Annotated in this window: 16 protein-coding genes; 9 read left to right on the forward strand and 7 right to left on the reverse strand. The window is 64.3% G+C overall.

Going from position 1 to position 18636, the window contains the following annotated elements; translation table 11 throughout:
* The first annotated feature begins 6 nt into the window (after positions 1-6).
* The gene (locus tag BJG93_RS08880; RefSeq protein ID WP_027197934.1) at positions 7-1578 is read left to right on the forward strand and encodes an efflux transporter outer membrane subunit; all 1572 of its coding nucleotides are present in this window, start codon (positions 7-9) and stop codon (positions 1576-1578) included.
* 327 nt (positions 1579-1905) lie between these two features.
* Here the strand turns inward: BJG93_RS08880 and BJG93_RS08885 are convergent, their stop codons facing one another.
* Positions 1906-4407, reverse strand: coding sequence for a penicillin-binding protein 1A (locus BJG93_RS08885; RefSeq protein ID WP_027197935.1), 2502 nt, complete (start codon positions 4405-4407; stop codon positions 1906-1908).
* Between BJG93_RS08885 and BJG93_RS08890 the strand changes: the two genes are divergently transcribed.
* From BJG93_RS08890 to BJG93_RS08910, 5 genes are all read left to right on the forward strand, one after another.
* Positions 4397-4828 carry a hypothetical protein gene (locus BJG93_RS08890; protein ID WP_154671831.1) on the forward strand — a complete coding sequence of 144 codons (432 nt, stop codon included), beginning with the start codon at positions 4397-4399 and terminating at the stop codon, positions 4826-4828. The two genes, BJG93_RS08885 and BJG93_RS08890, sit on opposite strands and share 11 nt — an antisense overlap.
* A gap of 157 nt (positions 4829-4985) precedes the next feature.
* Positions 4986-5675, forward strand: coding sequence for a hypothetical protein (locus BJG93_RS08895; RefSeq protein ID WP_027197936.1), 690 nt, complete (start codon positions 4986-4988; stop codon positions 5673-5675).
* A gap of 459 nt (positions 5676-6134) precedes the next feature.
* On the forward strand, positions 6135-6815 hold the full coding sequence (locus BJG93_RS08900; protein WP_027197937.1) for a PspA/IM30 family protein: 681 nt from the start codon (positions 6135-6137) through the stop codon (positions 6813-6815).
* 165 nt (positions 6816-6980) lie between these two features.
* Entirely contained in the window at positions 6981-8165 is a 1185-nt protein-coding gene (locus tag BJG93_RS08905) for a tetratricopeptide repeat protein (RefSeq protein WP_027197938.1), read from the forward strand.
* A gap of 200 nt (positions 8166-8365) precedes the next feature.
* Positions 8366-9856, forward strand: coding sequence for a flavin-containing monooxygenase (locus BJG93_RS08910; RefSeq protein WP_027197939.1), 1491 nt, complete (start codon positions 8366-8368; stop codon positions 9854-9856).
* Positions 9857-9904: 48 nt separating this feature from the next.
* Here the strand turns inward: BJG93_RS08910 and BJG93_RS36050 are convergent, their stop codons facing one another.
* The 5 genes from BJG93_RS36050 to BJG93_RS08930 all read right to left on the reverse strand — a co-directional run bounded on the left by BJG93_RS36050 (position 9905) and on the right by BJG93_RS08930 (position 14207).
* Positions 9905-10027 carry a hypothetical protein gene (locus tag BJG93_RS36050; protein ID WP_269217451.1) on the reverse strand — a complete coding sequence of 41 codons (123 nt, stop codon included), beginning with the start codon at positions 10025-10027 and terminating at the stop codon, positions 9905-9907.
* 78 nt (positions 10028-10105) lie between these two features.
* A complete protein-coding gene (locus tag BJG93_RS08915) occupies positions 10106-10924 on the reverse strand; it encodes an ABC transporter permease subunit (protein ID WP_027197940.1) in 819 nt (272 codons plus the stop codon).
* Complete coding sequence (locus BJG93_RS08920; RefSeq protein WP_027197941.1) at positions 10921-11853, reverse strand: ABC transporter permease subunit; 933 nt, start codon at positions 11851-11853, stop codon at positions 10921-10923. Before BJG93_RS08920 ends, BJG93_RS08915 begins: the two co-directional genes overlap by 4 nt.
* Positions 11850-13016, reverse strand: coding sequence for an ABC transporter ATP-binding protein (locus BJG93_RS08925; RefSeq protein WP_027197942.1), 1167 nt, complete (start codon positions 13014-13016; stop codon positions 11850-11852). Before BJG93_RS08925 ends, BJG93_RS08920 begins: the two co-directional genes overlap by 4 nt.
* 90 nt (positions 13017-13106) lie before the next feature.
* On the reverse strand, positions 13107-14207 hold the full coding sequence (locus BJG93_RS08930) for a polyamine ABC transporter substrate-binding protein (protein WP_027197943.1): 1101 nt from the start codon (positions 14205-14207) through the stop codon (positions 13107-13109).
* Positions 14208-14669: 462 nt separating this feature from the next.
* Here BJG93_RS08930 and BJG93_RS08935 point away from each other — a divergent pair, with 462 nt between their 5' ends.
* Together BJG93_RS08935 and BJG93_RS08940 are read left to right on the forward strand one after the other, a co-directional pair.
* The gene (locus tag BJG93_RS08935; RefSeq protein WP_027197944.1) at positions 14670-15971 is read left to right on the forward strand and encodes an Nramp family divalent metal transporter; all 1302 of its coding nucleotides are present in this window, start codon (positions 14670-14672) and stop codon (positions 15969-15971) included.
* A gap of 122 nt (positions 15972-16093) precedes the next feature.
* Complete coding sequence (locus tag BJG93_RS08940; RefSeq protein ID WP_027197945.1) at positions 16094-16297, forward strand: DUF1289 domain-containing protein; 204 nt, start codon at positions 16094-16096, stop codon at positions 16295-16297.
* 107 nt (positions 16298-16404) lie between these two features.
* Here the strand turns inward: BJG93_RS08940 and BJG93_RS08945 are convergent, their stop codons facing one another.
* Positions 16405-17997 carry an ABC-F family ATPase gene (locus tag BJG93_RS08945; RefSeq protein ID WP_034479453.1) on the reverse strand — a complete coding sequence of 531 codons (1593 nt, stop codon included), beginning with the start codon at positions 17995-17997 and terminating at the stop codon, positions 16405-16407.
* A 375-nt stretch (positions 17998-18372) separates the two neighbouring features.
* Between BJG93_RS08945 and BJG93_RS08950 the strand changes: the two genes are divergently transcribed.
* On the forward strand, positions 18373-18582 hold the full coding sequence (locus BJG93_RS08950) for a dodecin (RefSeq protein WP_027197947.1): 210 nt from the start codon (positions 18373-18375) through the stop codon (positions 18580-18582).
* Positions 18583-18636 lie beyond the last annotated feature (54 nt).

Consider the following 18636-nt stretch of genomic DNA (forward strand, 5'->3'; position numbering starts at 1 on the left):
ACGAGCATGGCTATTCCCGCCCTATCCCGCCACCGCCGCGCGCGCTTCGACGCGCTGGCCCGTACCGCGATTGGCACGAGCATCGCGAGCCTCATCGGCATGCTCGGCGCCTGCTCGTTCGGACCGAACGGCGACGCGCCCGCGATGCCGCAGCCCGCGCACTATGGCGCCGAAGCGCTGCCGACGCAAACCGTGCCCGCGCAGGGTGTCACGCAGCACTTCGTGACCGGCGCGCAACCGGTGCCCGAATGGTGGAAGCTGTACCGCTCGGATGCGCTGAACGCGCTCGTCGACGAAGGCTTGCGCAACAGTCCGACGCTCGCCGCGACCGACCGCAGTCTCGCCGCCGCGCGCGAGCAATTGCGCGCGCAGGTGGGTAGCTCGCTGCTGCCGACCATCGACGCCGGCGGCCAGGCGACCCGCAACCGCGCGCTCGCGATCCCCGAGATCGGAACGAACACGTTCCTGTACAACGTGTTCGTCGGCCAGGTGCAGGCGCACTACACGTTCGATCTGTTCGGCTCCGCGCGTCTCGCGAACGCGGCACTCGCCGCGCGCGTCAACGTGCAGGTCTATCAGCTCGAGGCGGCGCGGCGCGCGCTCGCCGCCAACATCGTGACCGCGACGATCACGAGCGCCGCGCTGCATGCTCAGATCGATACGAGCGAGCGGCTCGTGAGCCTCGCCAACGAACAGGCGCGCGATACCGGGCGGCGCTTCGCGCTCGGCGCGGTATCGCATGCCGATCTGCTGAACGCGCAGCAAAGCGCGGCGAGCGTGTCGGCGAGTCTCCCGGCGCTCAAGCAACAGTGGCTTACTACCCGTCACGCGCTCGCGGTGCTGCTCGGCCGCACACCCGATGCCGCGCCGGACGACCTCGATCTCGCGCAGCTGCATGTGCCCGAGCAGGTGCCGGTCGTCGTGCCGTCGGAGCTGCTGCGCACCCGGCCTGACATCGAGGCCGCCGATGCTGCGCTGAAGGCCGCGGCGACGGATGTCGGCGTCGCGACCGCGCAGATGTTTCCGAGCCTCTCGCTGTCGGCATCGATGGGACAAGGCGGCTTTAGCTGGCCGGTCGCGATGTCGGGTGCGGGGGCCATCTGGAGCATCGGCGCGTCGCTGTCGCAACCGCTGTTTCATGGCGGCGCGCTCGTCGCGCAGCGCCGCGCGGCGCAGCACACGTATGAGGCGAGCGTGTCGCAGTACAAGCAGACCGTGCTGGCCGCGTTCCAGAACGTCGCCGACACGCTCGCCTCGCTCGAGCACGACGCGCAGTCGCTCGATGCGGCGAACGTCGCCGCACGTTCGGCACAAGGCGTGTTCAACGACACGTCGGCGCGCTATCGGCTCGGCGCGCTGCCGGTCGCGGCGACGCGTTCGAGCGAGCAGCAATGGCGCAACGCGCAGCTCGATGAGATCCGCTATATGAGCGCGCGGCTGACGGATACGGCGGCGTTGTTTCAGGCGATGGGGAATCCGCCGGTTGATCAGGGCGGGACGTCGTCCGCTCCGGCGGCAACTGCTGCCGCTCCCGCTTCTGCGACTGTCGGTACACGTCACACCACCACATCCAACTGAACGCGGAATCCGTACCGAATGCGTGCACTTATCCCCAGTTCGTGTTGATGAGCCTGTTGAAAACTGTCTGGAAAACGGGCTAACGCATTGAACGTACTACGATTTGTTTGTACGGTGCGAAATGAACCAGAGACGGTTGGGTGACTGTGTTTTCGTGTGATAACGCGGTCGGGACGCCTCGGCGTTATGCGCGAGCCAGAACCCCTTCAGACGAGGTGCCTCGCGTCGAGGTGTTTCGCCGTTGACATGACGGTATGCGGCGAGAGCGGGCGGGCTTCCGAATCGCTATGAAAGGATGGCCCACCCCACGCACCCGCCCTCCCCACATCAAGGCTTGTTCGACTCGAACAGATCCATAATCTGCTTCTTCTCAGTCGTGGACACGCTCGGCGGCGGCACCACCGGCGGCGTCATGCCCGCCGGCCCGACGCCACCCACCGCATCGCCCGCCCCGGCCAGCGGATTGCCCGAATCGAGACCGATGCTCGCGACGAAGCCTTGCCCCGGCACCATGTCGGTAAAGAACAGTTCGCCATTCATCACGGTCACGCCATCGGGCTGCTGCGGCTCGGCCTGCGGCACGCCGCGCAGCGCGCGCTGCATGTACTCGACCCAGATCGGCAGCGCAAGCTGTGCGCCGAATTCGCGGCTGCCGAGACTCTTGGGCTGGTCGTAGCCCATCCACGCGACCGCCACCAGCGACTGCTGATAGCCGGCGAACCAGCCGTCCTTCGCGTCGTTGGTCGTACCGGTCTTGCCCTGCAGATCCGAGCGATGCAGCACGTTGGTGCCCGCCCCCGTACCCGCGGTCGCGACCGAATGCAACAGGCTGTTCATGATGTACGCGTTACGCGGCTCGAGCGTGCGCGGCGCGTCCTGCCCGGCGACGAGCGGCTGCGCACGCGAGATCGCCACGCCGTGCGCGTCGGTCACTTCGTTGATCAAATACGGATTGATCCGGTAGCCGCCGTTCGCGAACACCGAATACGCGCCCGCCGACTGCAACGGCGTGACGAGGCCTGCGCCGAGCGCCATCGGCAGATACGGCGGGGTCTTGTCGGGGTCGAAGCCGAAACGCTGCGTGACGAAGTTTTGCGCGTATTTGGTGCCGATGAACGACAGGATGCGGATCGACACGAGGTTCTTCGACTTCTGCAGCGCGACGCGCATCGACATCGGACCATCGGGCTGGTCGTCGTCCTTCGGCTCCCACGCGTCGCCGCCCGGCGTGCTCGGCGGGAAGTACAGCGGCGCATCGTTGATGATCGTCGCCGGTCCCAGCCCCTTGTCGAGCGCCGCCGAGTAGATGAACGGCTTGAAGCTCGAACCCGGCTGCCGCCAGGCTTGCGTCACATGGTTGAACTTGTTCTTGTTGAAATCGAAGCCGCCGATCAGCGCGCGGATCGCACCGTCCTGCGGCGTCAGCGACACGAGCGCGCCCTCGACCTGCGGCAGCTGCGTAATCTGCCAATTGCCCTTGTCGTCGGTGACGAGGCGCACGATCGAACCCGGCTTGATGCGCAGCGCCGCGTTCGCGCGTGGGCTCAGCGCGGCGGCGACGAAGCGCAGACCATCGCCCGACACCGTCACCTGCGTGCCGTCGACCAGTTGCGCGACCACCTGCTTCGCGCTCGCGTCCGTCACCACGCCGGCGACGATCTCGCCGTTGTCCGGGTGATCGGTGAGCGCGTCGTCGATCGTCTGATCGCGGTCGTCGCCCGCCTCGGGCAACTGCACGAAGCCTTCCGGTCCGCGATAGCCGTGACGCCGCTCGTAGTCCATCACGCCCTTGCGCACCGCCCGATACGCGGCGTCCTGATCGGCGGAATCGATCGTCGTCGTGACGTTCAGTCCGCGCGTATAGGTTTCGTCCTTGTACTGCGCGTACATCATCTGCCGCACCATTTCGGCGACGTACTCGGCGTGCACGCTGTACTCGTTGCCCGCATTCTTCGTGTGAATCTCTTCCTTCACGGCCTCGTCGTATTGCTGTTGCGTGATGTAGTTCAGCTCGAGCATGCGTCGCAGGATGTACTCCTGACGGATCTTGGCGCGCTTCGGATTGACGACCGGGTTATACGCGGACGGCGCCTTGGGCAGACCCGCGAGCATCGCGGCCTGGGCCAGCGTGATGTCCTTCAGATCCTTGCCGAAGTACACGCGCGCGGCCGCAGCGAAGCCGTACGCGCGCTCGCCCAGATAGATCTGGTTCATGTACAGCTCGAGGATCTGATCTTTGGTCAGCGCGCGCTCGATCTTGTACGCGAGCAGCATTTCGTAGACCTTGCGCGTGTAGGTCTTCTCGCTGGAGAGGAAGAAGTTGCGCGCGACCTGCATCGTGATCGTGCTCGCGCCCTGCGACGCGCCGCCGTGCAAAAGATCGGCGAAACCGGCGCGCAGAATGCCGACGAAGTCGACCCCGCCGTGTTCGTAGAAGCGGTAGTCCTCAATCGCCAGCACCGCTTTTTTCATCTGGTCGGGGATATCCTGGAAGCGCACGAGACTGCGGCGCTCCTCGCCGAATTCGCCGATCAGCACGTGATCCGCGGTATACACACGCAGCGGCACTTTCGGGCGATAGTCGGTGAGCGCGTCGAGCGACGGCAACTGCGGCCCCATCACGACGAGTGCATAGCCGACGATCAGCGCGCCGACCACGACGGCGGTTGCGATCAGGCCGAAAAACCACAGCACGAGCGACGCGCCGATCGAGCGGTGGCTACGCTCGGCATCGCGCGAAGCGGCGTTGCGTCCAGGCGTGCGTTGGTGGGAGTCCCGGTCTTCACCAGCCGGAGAGTTCGAGGAATGCGGTCGTTTGATGATTGGCATGACTGGAATAAAGGGCCCGCAACTGCGCGCCTGTCCGCACGCGCTCACGGCGCGCGCGTGGGTCGTGTTCGACAACCTGGCCGGGACGTACATCACCCCGCGGACCTTGCCCCCGGCCGGCCGCACGGCACGCCTCGGACCCTGTCCGGCGCAACGTTTAACAGCGCATTTTAAAGAAATCGGCAGCGGTCCAACGCAGTTTTTTTGTAAGAATTCCCTTCGTGGACCGCCTTTTCGCGGTGAGATTTGTCATTTCGCGCAGCGTGCGATGCGGCGTGCGCGCGAAGCGCCGCTTATGCTGGGTTATCAACACTTTCTGTTGAAAGGGCTGTGGACAAACCGCCCGCAAACGCTACAACTCATTGATGTGACGGGATTTTCGCATCGCGCTTGTTCCGTGGCGGCGCAACTCGTCATATGATGAACCCCGCGCGCGTCCTTTGCGCGCGACGGGGACCCAACGGCGGGTTCCAACGGCAGCGCCGACGACGGGTTCGGACACCGTCGCCGCAGGCGCGCGCAGACCCGCCCATGCCAACGTGCAGACCCGCCCATGCCAACAAGACTGCGAGTCGATCATGTCCAAGCCCAGCGAGCGCATCGTCGTATTCGTCACGACCGCGCAAAAACGTGCGATCACTGCGACTGCGGAGGATTTGGGCATCAGCGTGAGCGAACTGATGCGGCGTGCGGTGCTGAGCTTCGGCGCGACCAGCGAGCAGGTCAAGGCCGCGAGCATCGTCGACCGGTTGCGCGCGCCGCGTGCACCCGATGCGCTGAACGCGGCGCTGCAGCGCGTCGCGCGCGGTACACGCCACGCGCGTGCCGCGCTGCCGGTGTCGCTGCAAGCGCAGATGACGGACGGTGCGGCTGCGTCCGGCCACGCCGCCGCGGCGAACGCGGCTGCCGGCGCGGCAGATAGCGTGGGTTCGCCCACCATCCAGCAGGCCGCTCACCCCGCTCACGCAACCGATCCAGTCGTTTCGCCCGCGCCGCTGCTTCCGCCGGGCATCGCCGCCGCGCTCGCCGCCGAGCAGGACGAACAGGCCGAGGCCACCGCCGAAGCCGTCGCGCGCCTGACGGCAGCGCGAGCCGCCGACAACGCGGCAGACGCCGCAGCTGACGCGATCGTCGATGCAGCCTCGAAACGACTGTCCGGCGCGTCGGCGCGTCTGCGCAACTCACTCAAGCGCCCCCTGATCGATCAGGCTCCCGACGACGACGAACCGCACAGCGACCCGCACGCCGAAGGCGGCCGCTTCGCGTGAGGAAAAACGTCACGGAAAATTACCGCGCAGCGAGCCGCGATCACCGCATTTGCGCGAGCGGGCGCTGATGCGCAACGAGGTCCCCGTTTCATATCGTTACATCAGTGACACGCAGATGAATGGGCGCCGGAAAATGCCCGCTCACAGGCGCGTACAGCGGCTTTCACAACATCCCGCGAGCCTTCGGGTGGCCGCATCGTTTAAGCCATCTTTAAGACAGCCGATGGTGTAATATCCGCCGTCAAGTCCATGCCCGTCGCGGCTCCGCACATCCTGGCAAACATCAACCCGACATCGCGCCCAACAAAAACGGACCGCGCTATTGCAATTGGCAAGTGCGCCCCGAACTCCGGTCCCAACGTTGCGCAGTATCACGCGCGGCGGCGTAAAGTAGCAGTAGTTCAAGGCAGTCAGGCGCGCACGCATCGCCGGCGCCCCTTTCATTCTCTGGAGGTTTTCATGTCGCTTTTTGACAGCATTTCGCGCACGCTCAAAGGTCTTCTGAACGATGCGGCCGACTCGGTGCAGGATCCGTCGCGCGACTCGCGCCAGATCGTGCGCGAACTCGACGACAGCATCGGCAAGGCCGAGAATTCGCTGATCGAGATTCAGGCGCAGGTCGCCACTCAGCAAAGCAAGCGCGATGTTGCCGCGGACAAGGCGAAGAAGTACGAAGACGGTGCCCGCCGCGCGCTGCAGTCCGGCGACGAAGCGCTCGCGCGCGAAGCGCTCGGCGCACAGGCCACCGCCGAAGCCGAACGCGATGCGCTGACGAAGGAACTGACTTCGCTGGAGCCGTCGGTCGCGCAACTGAAGAGCCAGATCGAGGACATGCGCACGCGCCGCAACGACCTGAACGCGCGCTCGAACATCCTGCAGGCCAAGCAGCAGATCGCGCAGGCGAAAGATACCGCGGCCACGGCGCTCGGTGGCATCGGCGGCAAGAACCTGTCCGAGGATTTCCAGAAGCTCGAAGACAAGGTCGCGCTGTCGAATGCGCGTTCCGACGCACGCCTGAACTCCGCCGACGAGAAAAGCGGCAAGGCGCTCGACGACAAGCTCGCGGATCTGAACCGCGGCCCGTCCGTCGACGACCGGCTCGAAGCGTTGAAAAAGCAACTCAATGCGCCGGCGCAGTAAATGCCCGATGCGTGTACCGCCTCGCAGTGCGTACGCGCAGCAATGAGAGCAGCAAGAGCAGTACATGCCGGTGCGCTCGCCTTTTGAATGCGCCGGCATACCGGCCGCCACTGGCGGCCACCGCAATCGACTGATGGAGACGGGCGCGCCGCGCCCGGTCTGCAAATGAAAAAACTTTTCGCAACCGCCTTCGCTTCGCTGCTGCTCGTGTCGGCCGCGGCGTTCGCGGTGCCGACCGCTCAGCAAATCGAATCGGCGATGTCGCAGGGCAACTGGCAGCAGGCTGACGCCGGCCTCACCGAAGTGTTGCAAGCGCATCCGAACAACGCGCACGCGCACTATCTGTACGCCCAGGTGCTAGATCGCGAAGGCCGTTCGGCCGAGGCGCTCGCGCAGGTCCAACAGGCGAAGACGCTGGATCCGCAGATCCGCTTCACCGATCCGGGCCGTTTCGCGCAAACCGAAGCGCGCCTGCGCCGCGACGCCGAACGCTCGGGCGGCAATGTCACCCGTCACGCCGCGAATCCGTTCGCGCAGCAGAATGCGCCTGCTGTGCAGCAACAGTCGACGATGATGTCGCAAGCGCAACAACGGCATGGTCCGGGGGTGGGTATGTGGATCGGTATCATTGTTCTGATCGCGGTAATCGCGCTCGTGCTGCGTTGGAGCTTGCGCCGCGCGCGCAGCCAGGACGACACGCGCGCCGACGACGATCGCCGCGCGCAATTGAAGCGCGCAACCGACATGCTCAACACGGTGCGTTCGATCAAGCTCGACGCGAAGCTATCCACCGCGCCGGGTCACGAGTTGCTTGAGAAAGACGTCGAAGCGACCGAAGCGCAATTGCGCGGCGTCGTCGAAACGCTGTCGAACGGCAAGAATCCGCTGCCGCCTTATGCACTCGACGAATTCGAGCAGCGCATCGCGAGCCTGCGTGCGCGCGCCGACGGCCGGCCCGATCCGACTGCCGCGTCCGTGGGCACCGGCCAGCAATCGCCGTACGCGCAGGAGGCCGAGCGCTTCGGCAGTCCGCAGCCGCCTTATCCGCAACAGGGTCCGTATCAGCAGCAGCCGCAGGTCATCGTGCAGCAAGGCGGTGGCATGGGTGGCGGCATGGGCGGTCTGCTGACCGGCGTGCTGCTTGGCGAAGCGCTCGGTCATGGGCGTGATCGCGTGGTCGAACGCGATGTGATCGTCGACCCCGACGAACTGCGCCGGCGCGGCAACGACGCAGGAAACGGCGGCGGCCTGGACTTCGGTCAGGGTTCGAACGACTGGAACGACGACGGCAGCGGCGGCGGCATCGACATGGGCAGCAACGACGATTCCGGTGGTTGGACCGATACCTGAGCTAGCCTGATCGATCCTCGTTGAATAAATGAAAAACAGGCTCTTTCGAGGAGCCTGTTTTTGTCTGCGGTTTTGCGTACCGCCTTCGTTGCAGTCACGCCCGCCCCGGCTCCGCCTGGCTGCCGTCGCGCCGCGCGAGCCCAACGCGGTCGCAGCCGCTGTCGTTTCACCCGCCGCTTTCGCCGCTGCCGGAGACCGTCGTGACGCCTGCCCCTTCCGCTTCATCCGCCGCGCCGCGCATTGCAATCGTCGGCAGTGGCTTTGCCGGCGTCGGCATGGCGATCCGTCTGCAGCAGATGGGCATCACGTCGTTTACGGTCTACGAAGCCGCGAGCGCCATCGGCGGCACGTGGCGCGACAATACCTACCCCGGCGCGGCCTGTGATGTCCCCTCCCATCTCTATTCGTTTTCGTTCGAGGCGAATCCGGCGTGGTCGCGCGCATTCAGCAGCCAGGCCGAAATTCTCACGTATCTGCAGCACTGCGCGCGCAAGTACGGCGTCGATCGCTACGTGCGCTGCAACGCGAAAGTAAGCGCCGCGCGCTTCGACCAGGCGCGGCAGATCTGGCTCGTCGAGCTCGACACCAACGGCGCGCGCGAAACCATCGAGGCCGACGTGCTGATCGCCGCGAACGGCCCGCTGTCGCGTCCGGCGCTGCCGCGCATCGCCGGCATCGAACGTTTCGAAGGCAAGCTGTTCCATTCGGCGCGCTGGGATCACGCGTATCCGCTCGACGGCAAACGTGTCGCGGTGATCGGCACCGGCGCGAGCGCGATCCAGTTCGTGCCGAAAATCCAGCCGCGCGTTGCGCACCTGGACCTGTTCCAGCGCACCGCGCCGTGGGTGATGCCGAAGCAGGACAAGCCGATCGGCCCGCGCGCGCAGTGGCTCTTCCGCACGCTGCCGTTCACGCAGCGCTTCGTTCGCAGCGCGATCTATTGGCAGCTCGAATCGCGCGGAATCGCGTTCATCGTCAATCCTAAGCTGATGAAGATGCCGATGAAGTTCGGCCTCAGCTATCTCGAGCGACGCGTCAAGGACCCGGCGCTGCGCGCGAAGCTCACGCCGAACCACCGGCTCGGCTGCAAGCGGGTGTTGCTGTCGAGCGACTATTATCCGGCCGTCTGTCAGCCGAACGTCGAGGTCGTGACGAGCGGCATTCGCGAGATCGTCGCGGAGGGTATCCTGAGCGAGGACGGCGTGCTTCACCGCGCGGACGCGATCATCTGCGGCACCGGCTTCCAGGTCAACGACGTGCCCGCGCCGTTCGAAGTAACCGGCCTCGACGGCACCGAGCTCAGCACGCTATGGCTGCGCGATGGCCCCGAGGCCTATCTCGGCACCAGCATCGCGAACTTTCCGAACTTCTTCATGATCGCCGGCCCGAACACCGGGCTCGGCCATAACTCGATGATCTACATGATCGAGTCGCAACTGCGGTACATCGGCGATTGCCTGCGCGTGCTGCGCAAGCGCAACGCACGCACGATGACCTTGCGCGCCGACGTGCAGCGCGAATTCAACGCGCGTTTGCAGCAGCAGATGCAGCGCGCGGTGTGGACGAGCGGCTGCCACAGCTGGTATCAGACGCAAAGCGGCAAAGTCACCGCGATCTGGCCCGGCTTCACCTTCAGCTTTCGCAAACGTACGCGGCGGGTGCGGCCAAAGGATTACCGCTTCGCGCGTTGAATCCGACCGGCTGCGATGCGCCGGCCCGCGCGTGGGCCGGCGCATTCGTTACCCTCCGCCACCGCTTAGCAACTGCAACAGCTCCCACAGAAACTTCACGATGATCACGATCAGTTCCCACAGCCGATAAAGCGGCTGCCAGTCCAGCACGCGCAGAACGGATTCGATCATCGCCATCGTCAGAAGAAGTGAAGGCCGCGATGTCCAGTTCGATCACGCGTCGCGCGTGACGCCCCCGCGTCGCGCAACCTAAACCGCCATCACGGCGCGCTTGCGTTCGGCGCGCTGCATGAAGAAGTTCGCCGCGACGACGCCGACCGTGACGACCGCGATAAACAGCGTCGCGAGCGCATTCATCTCCGGGTTCAGGCCAAGGCGCACGCGCGAGAACACGACGAGCGGCAAGGTCGTCGAACCGGGGCCCGACAGGAACGCGGACAGCACGAGGTCGTCGATCGACAGCGTGAACGACAGCAGCCAGCCGGACACCAGCGCCTGCGAAATCAGCGGCAGCGTGACGGAGAAGAACACCCGCAGCGGTGTCGCGCCGAGGTCGAGCGCGGCTTCCTCGAGCGACGGGTGCAGCTCCCGCACGCGCGACTGCACGATGATCGCGACGTATGAAATACACAGCATCACGTGACCGATCCAGATCGTGAAGATGCCGCGTTCAGCCGGCCAGCCAATCCAGCGCGCCATTTCGATGAACAGCAGCAGCAGCGAAATGCCTTGAATCACTTCAGGGATCACCAGCGGCGCGTTGATCATGCCCGTGTACAGCGTAAAGCCGCGAAAGCGACCCATGCGCGCGAGCACGAATCCGGCCCACGTGCCGATGATCACCGACGCGAACGCCGTCATCAGGCCGATACGCAGCGACAACCACGCCGACGCAATAAGTTCGTCGTCCTGCAACAGCGCCGCATACCAGCGCGTCGAAAAGCGCGTCCACACAGTGACCAGTTGCGATTCGTTGAACGAATAGACGACGAGGCTGACGATCGGGATATACAGAAACAGAAAGCCGATGCCCAGAGCGATCAGCTGCAGCATGCGATTCGGCTTCATTGGCGGCCCTCCTCCAATGCCTTCGCCTGCGCATGCTGAAACAACGCCATCGGCACCAGCAGCAGCAACACCATCGCGCAGGTGACGGCGGACGCCATCGGCCAGTCGGCGTTGTCGAAGAACTCATTCCACATCACGCGGCCGATCATCAGCGTGTTCGCGCCGCCGAGCAGCTCAGGAATCACGTACTCGCCGACCGCCGGAATGAATACCAGCAGACAGCCCGCGACGATGCCGTTCTTCGACAGCGGCAGCGTGATCTGCCAGAACGCCTTCCACGGCTTCGCGCCGAGGTCGTATGCGGCTTCGAGCAAGGTCAGGTCCATTTTCACGAGGTGCGCGTAAAGCGGCATCACGAGAAACGGCAGGTACGAATAGACCATGCCGATATAGACCGCCGTGTTGGTGTGATACAGCTCGATCGGCGAATGGATCAAGCCGACCGACATCAGAAAATTATTCAGCAGCCCGTTGTTCTTCAGAATGCCGATCCATGCATACACGCGGATCAGGAACGAGGTCCAGAATGGCAGCATCACGGCCATCATCAGCAGATTGCGGGTGGCCGGATTCGAGCGCGCGATGTAGTACGCCATCGGATAGCCGATCAGCAGGCACAGCACGGTGGAAATCGCTGCGACCACGACCGAGTTCACATAGGTCGCGAAGTACAGGCTGTCGGTCAACAGAAACGCGTAGTGCGACAGATCGAGCGTGACGTGCAACGCGCCTTCCGCGAACTTGACGAGTTGCGTGTACGGCGGAATGCCGAGCTGCGAATCGGCGAAGCTGATCTTCACGACCAGCAGGAACGGCGCGAGGAAAAACAGCAGCAGCCAGATGAAAGGCCCCGCCACCACCGCGGTACGGCCCGTGAGCTTCAGACGCCGCACCGGCCACGTGAAAAACGAGGCAAGCGCTTCTTTCATGACGTCAGCACCACGCCGGCCGATGCGCTCCACCGCACATAGACTTCGTCGCCCCAGGACGGCGGATCGATTTCGGTGAGCGCGAGGCTCGTCACGTTCGCGATCACCGTCTTGCCGCCGTCGAGCTTCACGTGATACAGCGAATAGCCGCCCATGTACGCGATATTCGTGACGACGCCCTTGCCCCAGTTGTACGCGCCCTCGGGCGGCTTGCGCGTGAGTGCGATGCGCTCGGGCCGCACCGAGATCGTCACCGGCATGCCGAGCGGACCGGTGATGCCGTGGTTGACGTGCAAATGGCACGTCAGATCCGGCGTTTCGATGAACACGTGATCCGGTTCGTCCTCGACCGTACGGCCTTCGAACAGATTGGTCGAGCCGATGAATTCCGCCGAGAAACGGCTGTTCGGATACTCATAGACTTCATGCGGCGTGCCCAGCTGCACGATCTCGCCTTCGCTCATCACGGCGAGGCGGTGGGCCATCGTCATCGCTTCTTCCTGATCGTGCGTGACCATCATGCAGGTGACGCCGACCTGGTCGAGAATGTTGACGAGCTCGATCTGCGTGCGCTGGCGAATCTGCTTGTCGAGCGCCGACATCGGCTCGTCGAGCAGCAGCAGCTTCGGCCGCTTGACGAGCGAGCGCGCGAGCGCAACACGCTGCTGCTGGCCGCCCGATAGCTGATGCGGCTTGCGCTTCGCGAAGCGGCCCATCTGCACGAGTTCGAGCGCGTTGTGCACGCGCTCTTTCAGCTCGGCCTTCGGCACGCCTTCCTGCTTGAGGCCGAACGCGACGTTCGCCTCGACCGTCATGTGCGGAAACAGCGCGTACGACTGGAACATCATATTGACCGGCCGGCGATATGGCGGCAGTTGCGCGAGGTCTTCGCCATCGATCACGATCTTGCCCGACGTCACGGTTTCGAGCCCGGCCATCATGCGCAGCAAGGTCGACTTGCCGCAGCCCGAGCTGCCGAGCAACGCGAACAGCTCGCCCTTCTTCACCGTCAGGTTGACCCCTTTGACCGCGACGGTCTCGCCGAACTTTTTCACGACGTCGACGATCTGGATGAACTGGTCCGCTGCGTCGCCCGCAATGGCGTTCGGGCCCGTCGACGGCACGGCCGTCCCGGCCAGCGCGCCCGGCTGGTCACTACTCATCATCATGCTGCTTCACTCTGGCGTTTGACGAACAAAGCCCCCGGCGAACACCGAGGGCTTCATCTGCTGCTTATCCGTTGCTTGCCGCGCTTAGCGGCCGGACTTGAACTCGGTCCACAACCGCGTTTGCAGCCGCTGGATTTCCTGCGGCAGCGGCTTCAACAGGAACAGCGTCTTGATGGTTTCCGGCGACGGGTACACGGCCGGATCGTTCGCGACGTCCTTGTCCACGTACTTGCGCGCTTCCATATTGACGCTCGGGTAGTACACGGCGTTGGTGATCGCGGCGTGCACCTGGGGCGTCTCGATGTAGTTGATCCACTCGAGCGCGGCTTGCTTGTGCTTCGCATCCTTCGGAATCGCCATCACGTCGAACCACACCGGCGCACCGCCCTTCGGCACGAAGTACTCGATCTTGTACGGCTTCTTCGCCTCGATCGCGCGATGCTTGGCGATCACGACGTCGCCCGACCAGCCGTACGCGAAGCAGATGTCGCCGCCGACGAGGTCGTTGATATAGCCCGAGGAGTTGAACTGCGTGATGTACGGGCGGATCTTTTTCAGCATCTCGAGCGCGGCACGGTAGTCGGCCGGGTTCGTGCTCATCGGGTCCTTACCCATGTAGTGCAGCGCGGCTGCGAACATCTGGTCCGGCGCGTCGAGCACCGATACGCCGCAGGCCTTCAGCTTCGAGACGTTTTCCGGCTTGAACAGGATGTCCCAGCTGTCCAGCGGCGCATCCTTGCCGAGGATCTGCCGGACCTTCGTCACGTTGTAGCCGAGGCCGGTCGTGCCGTACGCCCAGGGCACCACGTACTTGTTGCCCGGATCGGCGCCGGCGACCAGCGCCATCAGCGACGGGTCGAGGTACTTCAGGTTCGGCAGCTTCGATTTGTCGAGCGGCTCGAAGATGCCCGCGGCGATCTGCTTGCCCGCGTAGTTGCTGGTCGGCACCACGATGTCGTAGCCCGAATTGCCGGTGAGCAGCTTCGCCTGCAGCGTGTCGTCGCTGTCGTAGTTGTCGTACTTGACCTGGATGCCGGTCTGCTTCGTGAAGTTCGGAATCGTATCCTTCGCGATGTAGTCGGACCAGTTATACACGTTGAGCTGCGTATCCTTCGCAGCGGCCGTCAACCACGGCGCCGCGCACAAGACCAGCGCCGCCACATGCCCCACTATCCGCTTGTTCATCCCGTTCTCCGATCCTCTCGTCACTCAAGCCGCGCCACTGCGCGCACGGTCCCCTGAAAACCCCGAAAGCTACCACCAAATATTGCCCGCTCCAAAATAAACCCGGAGCTGTCGCGCAAACGGTACAGGCTCCGGCCGCGCCACTGCAAAATGGGCGCAATTTTAACGGGTTATCGGCGCGTGTCTATCGAAAAATACGCGTGCGGCGGCCGCGCGCGACCCGTGCTGCGCACGGGCTGCGGGGGTTTCGACGTGTCGCTGTTATCTGGTTGTCAGCTCGGCATTGGCTCGCACCTGGGCGGTGCGTCGCCAAGACCCGCGCGGGTGCTCGAATGCTCCTATCATGAATGATCTTTCGCTGCATGCCGCGCGATTGTCGTCGCACGGACGGCCGCCGCGCGCCGCGCTTGCATTGGGCATGTGACTTGCAGCAGGATGCAATTTTCCGAAGCTCAGGCACCGATGAACACCGATCCTTTCGCGATGCGTCCCAACCGCCGCCGGCGTCTGCCGGGCGCGCCGACGCGTCCGGCGCACTGGTTCTCGTTCCTCGGCGCCGGCGCGCTGATCGCGGTCGGCTATATCGATCCCGGCAACTGGGCGACCGCGCTCGGCGCCGGCGCGAGCTACGGCTACCGCCTGCTCGGCATCGTGCTGCTGTCGAGCCTGATGGGGATGCTGATGCAATGGCTGTCGTCGCGCCTGGGCGTCGTGACCGGCCGTGATCTCGCGCAGCTGTGCCGCGAGCGCAATGGCCGCCGCGCGACGCTGTTCCTGTGGCTGACCAGCGAAGTCGCGATCATCGCCTGCGACGTCGCCGAGGTAGTCGGCAGCGCGGTCGCGTTGCAGTTGCTGCTCGGCGTGTCGCTGACGGTCGGGGTGCTGATGTCGGCGGTCTGCACGTTCGCGCTGCTCGCGCTCCAGCAGAAAGGCGGCCGCAGGCTGGAGGCGGTGATCGCCGCGCTGATCGGCTTCGTCGGCTTGTGCTTCGTCGTGCAGCTCGCACTCGCGCGGCCCGACTGGCACGCGGCGCTGGCCGGCGCCGCGCCGAGCCTGGAGCTGATCCGAAGCGCGGGCATGCTGTGGCTGGCGGCCGGCATCGTCGGTGCAACGGTCATGCCGCACAACCTGTATCTGCATTCGGCACTCGTCAAGCATCACGCGCCGGACGGCAGCGACGCGCAGATCAAGGTCGCGCTGCACGTCGTCAATCTCGATACCTTCGGCTCGCTCGCGTTCGCGTTCGTGATCAACGCGGCGCTGCTGATCGTCGCGGCCGCCGTGTTCTATGCGAGCGGGCACCGCGACGTGACCGACCTGGCCGATGCGCACCGGCTGATCGCGCCGCTCGTCGGTAGCCGCTGGGCCGGCATCCTGTTCGCGACGGCGCTGCTCGCGTGCGGCCTTAGCGCGACCGTCACCGGGACGCTGGCCGGTCAGACGGTGATGGAGGGCTTCCTGCGGCTGCGCTTGCCGCGCTGGAAACGCGCACTGCTCACGCGGGCGCTCGCGATCGGGCCGGCGCTGCTGGCGGTGGGCATGTTCGGCCAGCATGGCTCAAATCAGTTACTGGTCGCAAGCCAGGTCGTGCTGAGCCTGCAATTGCCGCTCGCGGTGGTGCCGCTGATCCGCTGTGCGTCGGATGCGACGCTGATGCGCGGCTGGCGCGTGCGCGGCGTGCCGCTCGTGCTGTCATGGCTGTCGGCGGCGTTCATCACCGCGCTCAATGGTGCGCTGTTGTGGCAACTGGCGACTGCGGCGTGATGGCGGACGCAAGAGTCAGCGCGATCGACATGAGCTTCGCACGACACCGAGCGCCGGGGTCAGGCACGCGCGGCGCATCGGTTAACATAGCGGGACTTTGCCTTCCCGCCTCAAGGTTTCCGATGACTTCGAATCTCCACGATCTTCCCGACAGCCCGTGCATCGGCGTCTGCTCGACGCTTTTCGACGAGGTCTGCAAGGGCTGCGGCCGCACCGCGACCGAGGTGTCGAACTGGGTGTTCCTCAGCGACGAGGAAAAGCGCGCGATCTGGGTCCGGATCGCAGGAGAAGGCACGGCGATGCGGTTTCAGAACGACAAGCTGTGAGCCGGTTGTTTGCGCGCATGGCAGTTTGACGCCACCCAAAAAAATGCCCGCTTCGACGAAACGGGCATTTTGCTGCGATGCGATTCGATCAGCGTGGATCGAAACGCTTATTGAACGCCCTGACTCGTCAGGAAGTCCTCATAGTTGCCACCGAAGTCGTTCAGCGTGCCATTGGTCTTCACTTCGATGATCCGGTTCGCCAATCCGCTGACGAACTCGCGGTCGTGCGACACGAAAATCAGCGTGCCTTCGAACTTGTCGAGCGCGATCTGCAGCGACTCGATCGACTCCATATCCATGTGGTTGGTCGGCTCGTCCATCAGCAGCACGTTGTGGCGGCCCAGCATCAGCTTGCCCCAGATCATGCGGCCCTTCTCGCCGCCCGAGAGCACCTTGACCGACTTGCGGATGTCGTCCGCATTGAACAGCAGGCGGCCGAGCGTGCCGCGCACCATCTGCTCGTCGTCGCCTTCCTTGCGGTACTGGTCGATCCAGTCCATCAGAGTGACGTCGCTTGGAAACTCTTCGTACGTATCCTGCGGCATGTAGCCGACGTTCGCGTTTTCCGCCCACTTCACCGTGCCGTGATCGAGTTGCAGATTGCCGAGCAGCGAGCGCAGCAGCGTGGTCTTGCCCGCGCCGTTCTCGCCGATGATCGCGATACGCTCGCCCGGCTGCACGCTGATGCTGAAGTTAGTGAAGATCGAGCGCTCGTATTTCTTCGAAATGCTGTCGGCGACCACGGCGATGTTGTGCAGCTTCTTCTCGAACTCGAAGCGGATGAACGGGTTCTGTCGCGACGACGGCTTGAATTCCTCGATCTTAATCTTGTCGATCATCTTCAGACGGCTGGTGGCCTGGCGCGCCTTCGACTTGTTCGCCGAGAAGCGGCGCACGAAGTCCTGCAGATCGGCCACGCGCTCCTTCGCCTTCGCGTTGGCGGCCTGCTGACGCTCGCGCGCCTGGGTGCTGGCGAGCATGTAGTCGTCGTAGTTGCCCGGGTAGACCTTCAGCGTGCCGTAGTCCATGTCGGCCATGTGCGTGCAGACCTGGTTCAGGAAGTGCCGGTCGTGCGAGATGATGATCATCGTCGAGTTGTACTGGTTGAGAATATCTTCCAGCCAACGGATCGAGTTGATGTCCAGGTTGTTGGTCGGCTCATCCAGCAGCAGCACGTCAGGCTTCGAGAACAGCGCCTGCGCGAGCAGCACGCGCAGCTTCCAGCCAGGCGCCACATTGCTCATCGGGCCGTTGTGGTCTTCGATCGCAATGCCGATGCCGAGCAGCAGTTCGCCCGCGCGCGCCTCGGCCGTGTAGCCGTCGTACTCGGCGAACTTCGCTTCGAGTTCGGCCGCGTGCATGTAGTCGTCGTCGGTCGCGTCGGGGTTCGCGTAGATCGCGTCGCGCTCGGTCATTGCGTCCCACATTTCGGCGTGGCCCATCATCACGACGTCGAGCACGCGCACGTCTTCGTATGCGAACTGGTCCTGGCGCAGCTTGCCCAAGCGGACGTTCGGCTCGAGCATCACGTTGCCCGAGCTCGGCTCCAGGTCGGAACCCAGAATCTTCATGAAGGTGGATTTGCCGCAGCCGTTCGCACCGATCAGGCCATAGCGGTTCCCTCCCCCGAATTTGACCGAAATGTTCTCGAAGAGGGGCTTCGGCCCGAATTGCATGGTGATATTGGCAGTAGACAGCACAGCGCGTCCCTTTGAATGTGATATCGGCGAAAAACCCAATATTTTAGCAGGTTTAGAGATTTCAACCCGGCAGTTCCCTCCGGCGCGCCGCATCACCCGTTCGAGCCGCCGCGCGGCGTCTGCAGAATGCCGTCGTCTGGCAGATTGAATGGATTATGTTGCGCACACATGATAACGGCCGCCCCAAGCGGTGACGTCAAGCGGTGCTGGGCATGCGACGTGCGGCGACGAGGGTTCGGGCTGCCGCCCATCGGGTGTCGCGTGAATGCCGCACACGCGGCGCCCGGGCGGCGCGAACCGTTGCCTATACTTTCCTAATGCGCGTTTGCGCGCAGCGTTTCACCGACCAGCGGCGCACACCAAGGAGGAACATTTATGTCAGAACACGTTTACAAGAAGATCGAATTGACCGGCTCGTCGACGAAATCGATCGACGATGCAATCACCACCGCGATTGCCAAAGCGTCGAACACGCTACGTAATCTGCACTGGTTCGAGGTCACGGAAACGCGCGGCCAGATCGAGGACGGCAAGGTCGCGTACTGGCAGGTGACGCTGAAGGTCGGCCTGCGCATCGAGGACTGAGCGGCGGCGAAAACCGCAAACAAAAAAGCTGCGTCCAACCGAGGTGGGACGCAG

The sequence above is a fragment of the Paraburkholderia sprentiae WSM5005 genome, assembly GCF_001865575.2.
GTDB classification, from domain to species: Bacteria; Pseudomonadota; Gammaproteobacteria; order Burkholderiales; family Burkholderiaceae; genus Paraburkholderia; species Paraburkholderia sprentiae.

Excerpts from the sequence above, each read along its gene's own strand:
- BJG93_RS08880 (WP_027197934.1), top strand. The coding sequence starts at position 7 with ATGGCTATTCCCGCCCTATCCCGCCACCGCCGCGCGCGCTTCGACGCG.
- BJG93_RS08890 (WP_154671831.1), top strand. The coding sequence starts at position 4,397 with ATGATTGGCATGACTGGAATAAAGGGCCCGCAACTGCGCGCCTGTCCG.
- BJG93_RS08885 (WP_027197935.1), bottom strand. The coding sequence starts at position 4,407 with ATGCCAATCATCAAACGACCGCATTCCTCGAACTCTCCGGCTGGTGAA.
- BJG93_RS08895 (WP_027197936.1), top strand. The coding sequence starts at position 4,986 with ATGTCCAAGCCCAGCGAGCGCATCGTCGTATTCGTCACGACCGCGCAA.
- BJG93_RS08900 (WP_027197937.1), top strand. The coding sequence starts at position 6,135 with ATGTCGCTTTTTGACAGCATTTCGCGCACGCTCAAAGGTCTTCTGAAC.
- BJG93_RS08905 (WP_027197938.1), top strand. The coding sequence starts at position 6,981 with ATGAAAAAACTTTTCGCAACCGCCTTCGCTTCGCTGCTGCTCGTGTCG.
- BJG93_RS36050 (WP_269217451.1), bottom strand. The coding sequence starts at position 10,027 with ATGATCGAATCCGTTCTGCGCGTGCTGGACTGGCAGCCGCTTTATCGG.
- BJG93_RS08915 (WP_027197940.1), bottom strand. The coding sequence starts at position 10,924 with ATGAAGCCGAATCGCATGCTGCAGCTGATCGCTCTGGGCATCGGCTTT.
- BJG93_RS08920 (WP_027197941.1), bottom strand. The coding sequence starts at position 11,853 with ATGAAAGAAGCGCTTGCCTCGTTTTTCACGTGGCCGGTGCGGCGTCTG.
- BJG93_RS08925 (WP_027197942.1), bottom strand. The coding sequence starts at position 13,016 with ATGAGTAGTGACCAGCCGGGCGCGCTGGCCGGGACGGCCGTGCCGTCG.
- BJG93_RS08930 (WP_027197943.1), bottom strand. The coding sequence starts at position 14,207 with ATGAACAAGCGGATAGTGGGGCATGTGGCGGCGCTGGTCTTGTGCGCG.
- BJG93_RS08935 (WP_027197944.1), top strand. The coding sequence starts at position 14,670 with ATGAACACCGATCCTTTCGCGATGCGTCCCAACCGCCGCCGGCGTCTG.
- BJG93_RS08940 (WP_027197945.1), top strand. The coding sequence starts at position 16,094 with ATGACTTCGAATCTCCACGATCTTCCCGACAGCCCGTGCATCGGCGTC.
- BJG93_RS08950 (WP_027197947.1), top strand. The coding sequence starts at position 18,373 with ATGTCAGAACACGTTTACAAGAAGATCGAATTGACCGGCTCGTCGACG.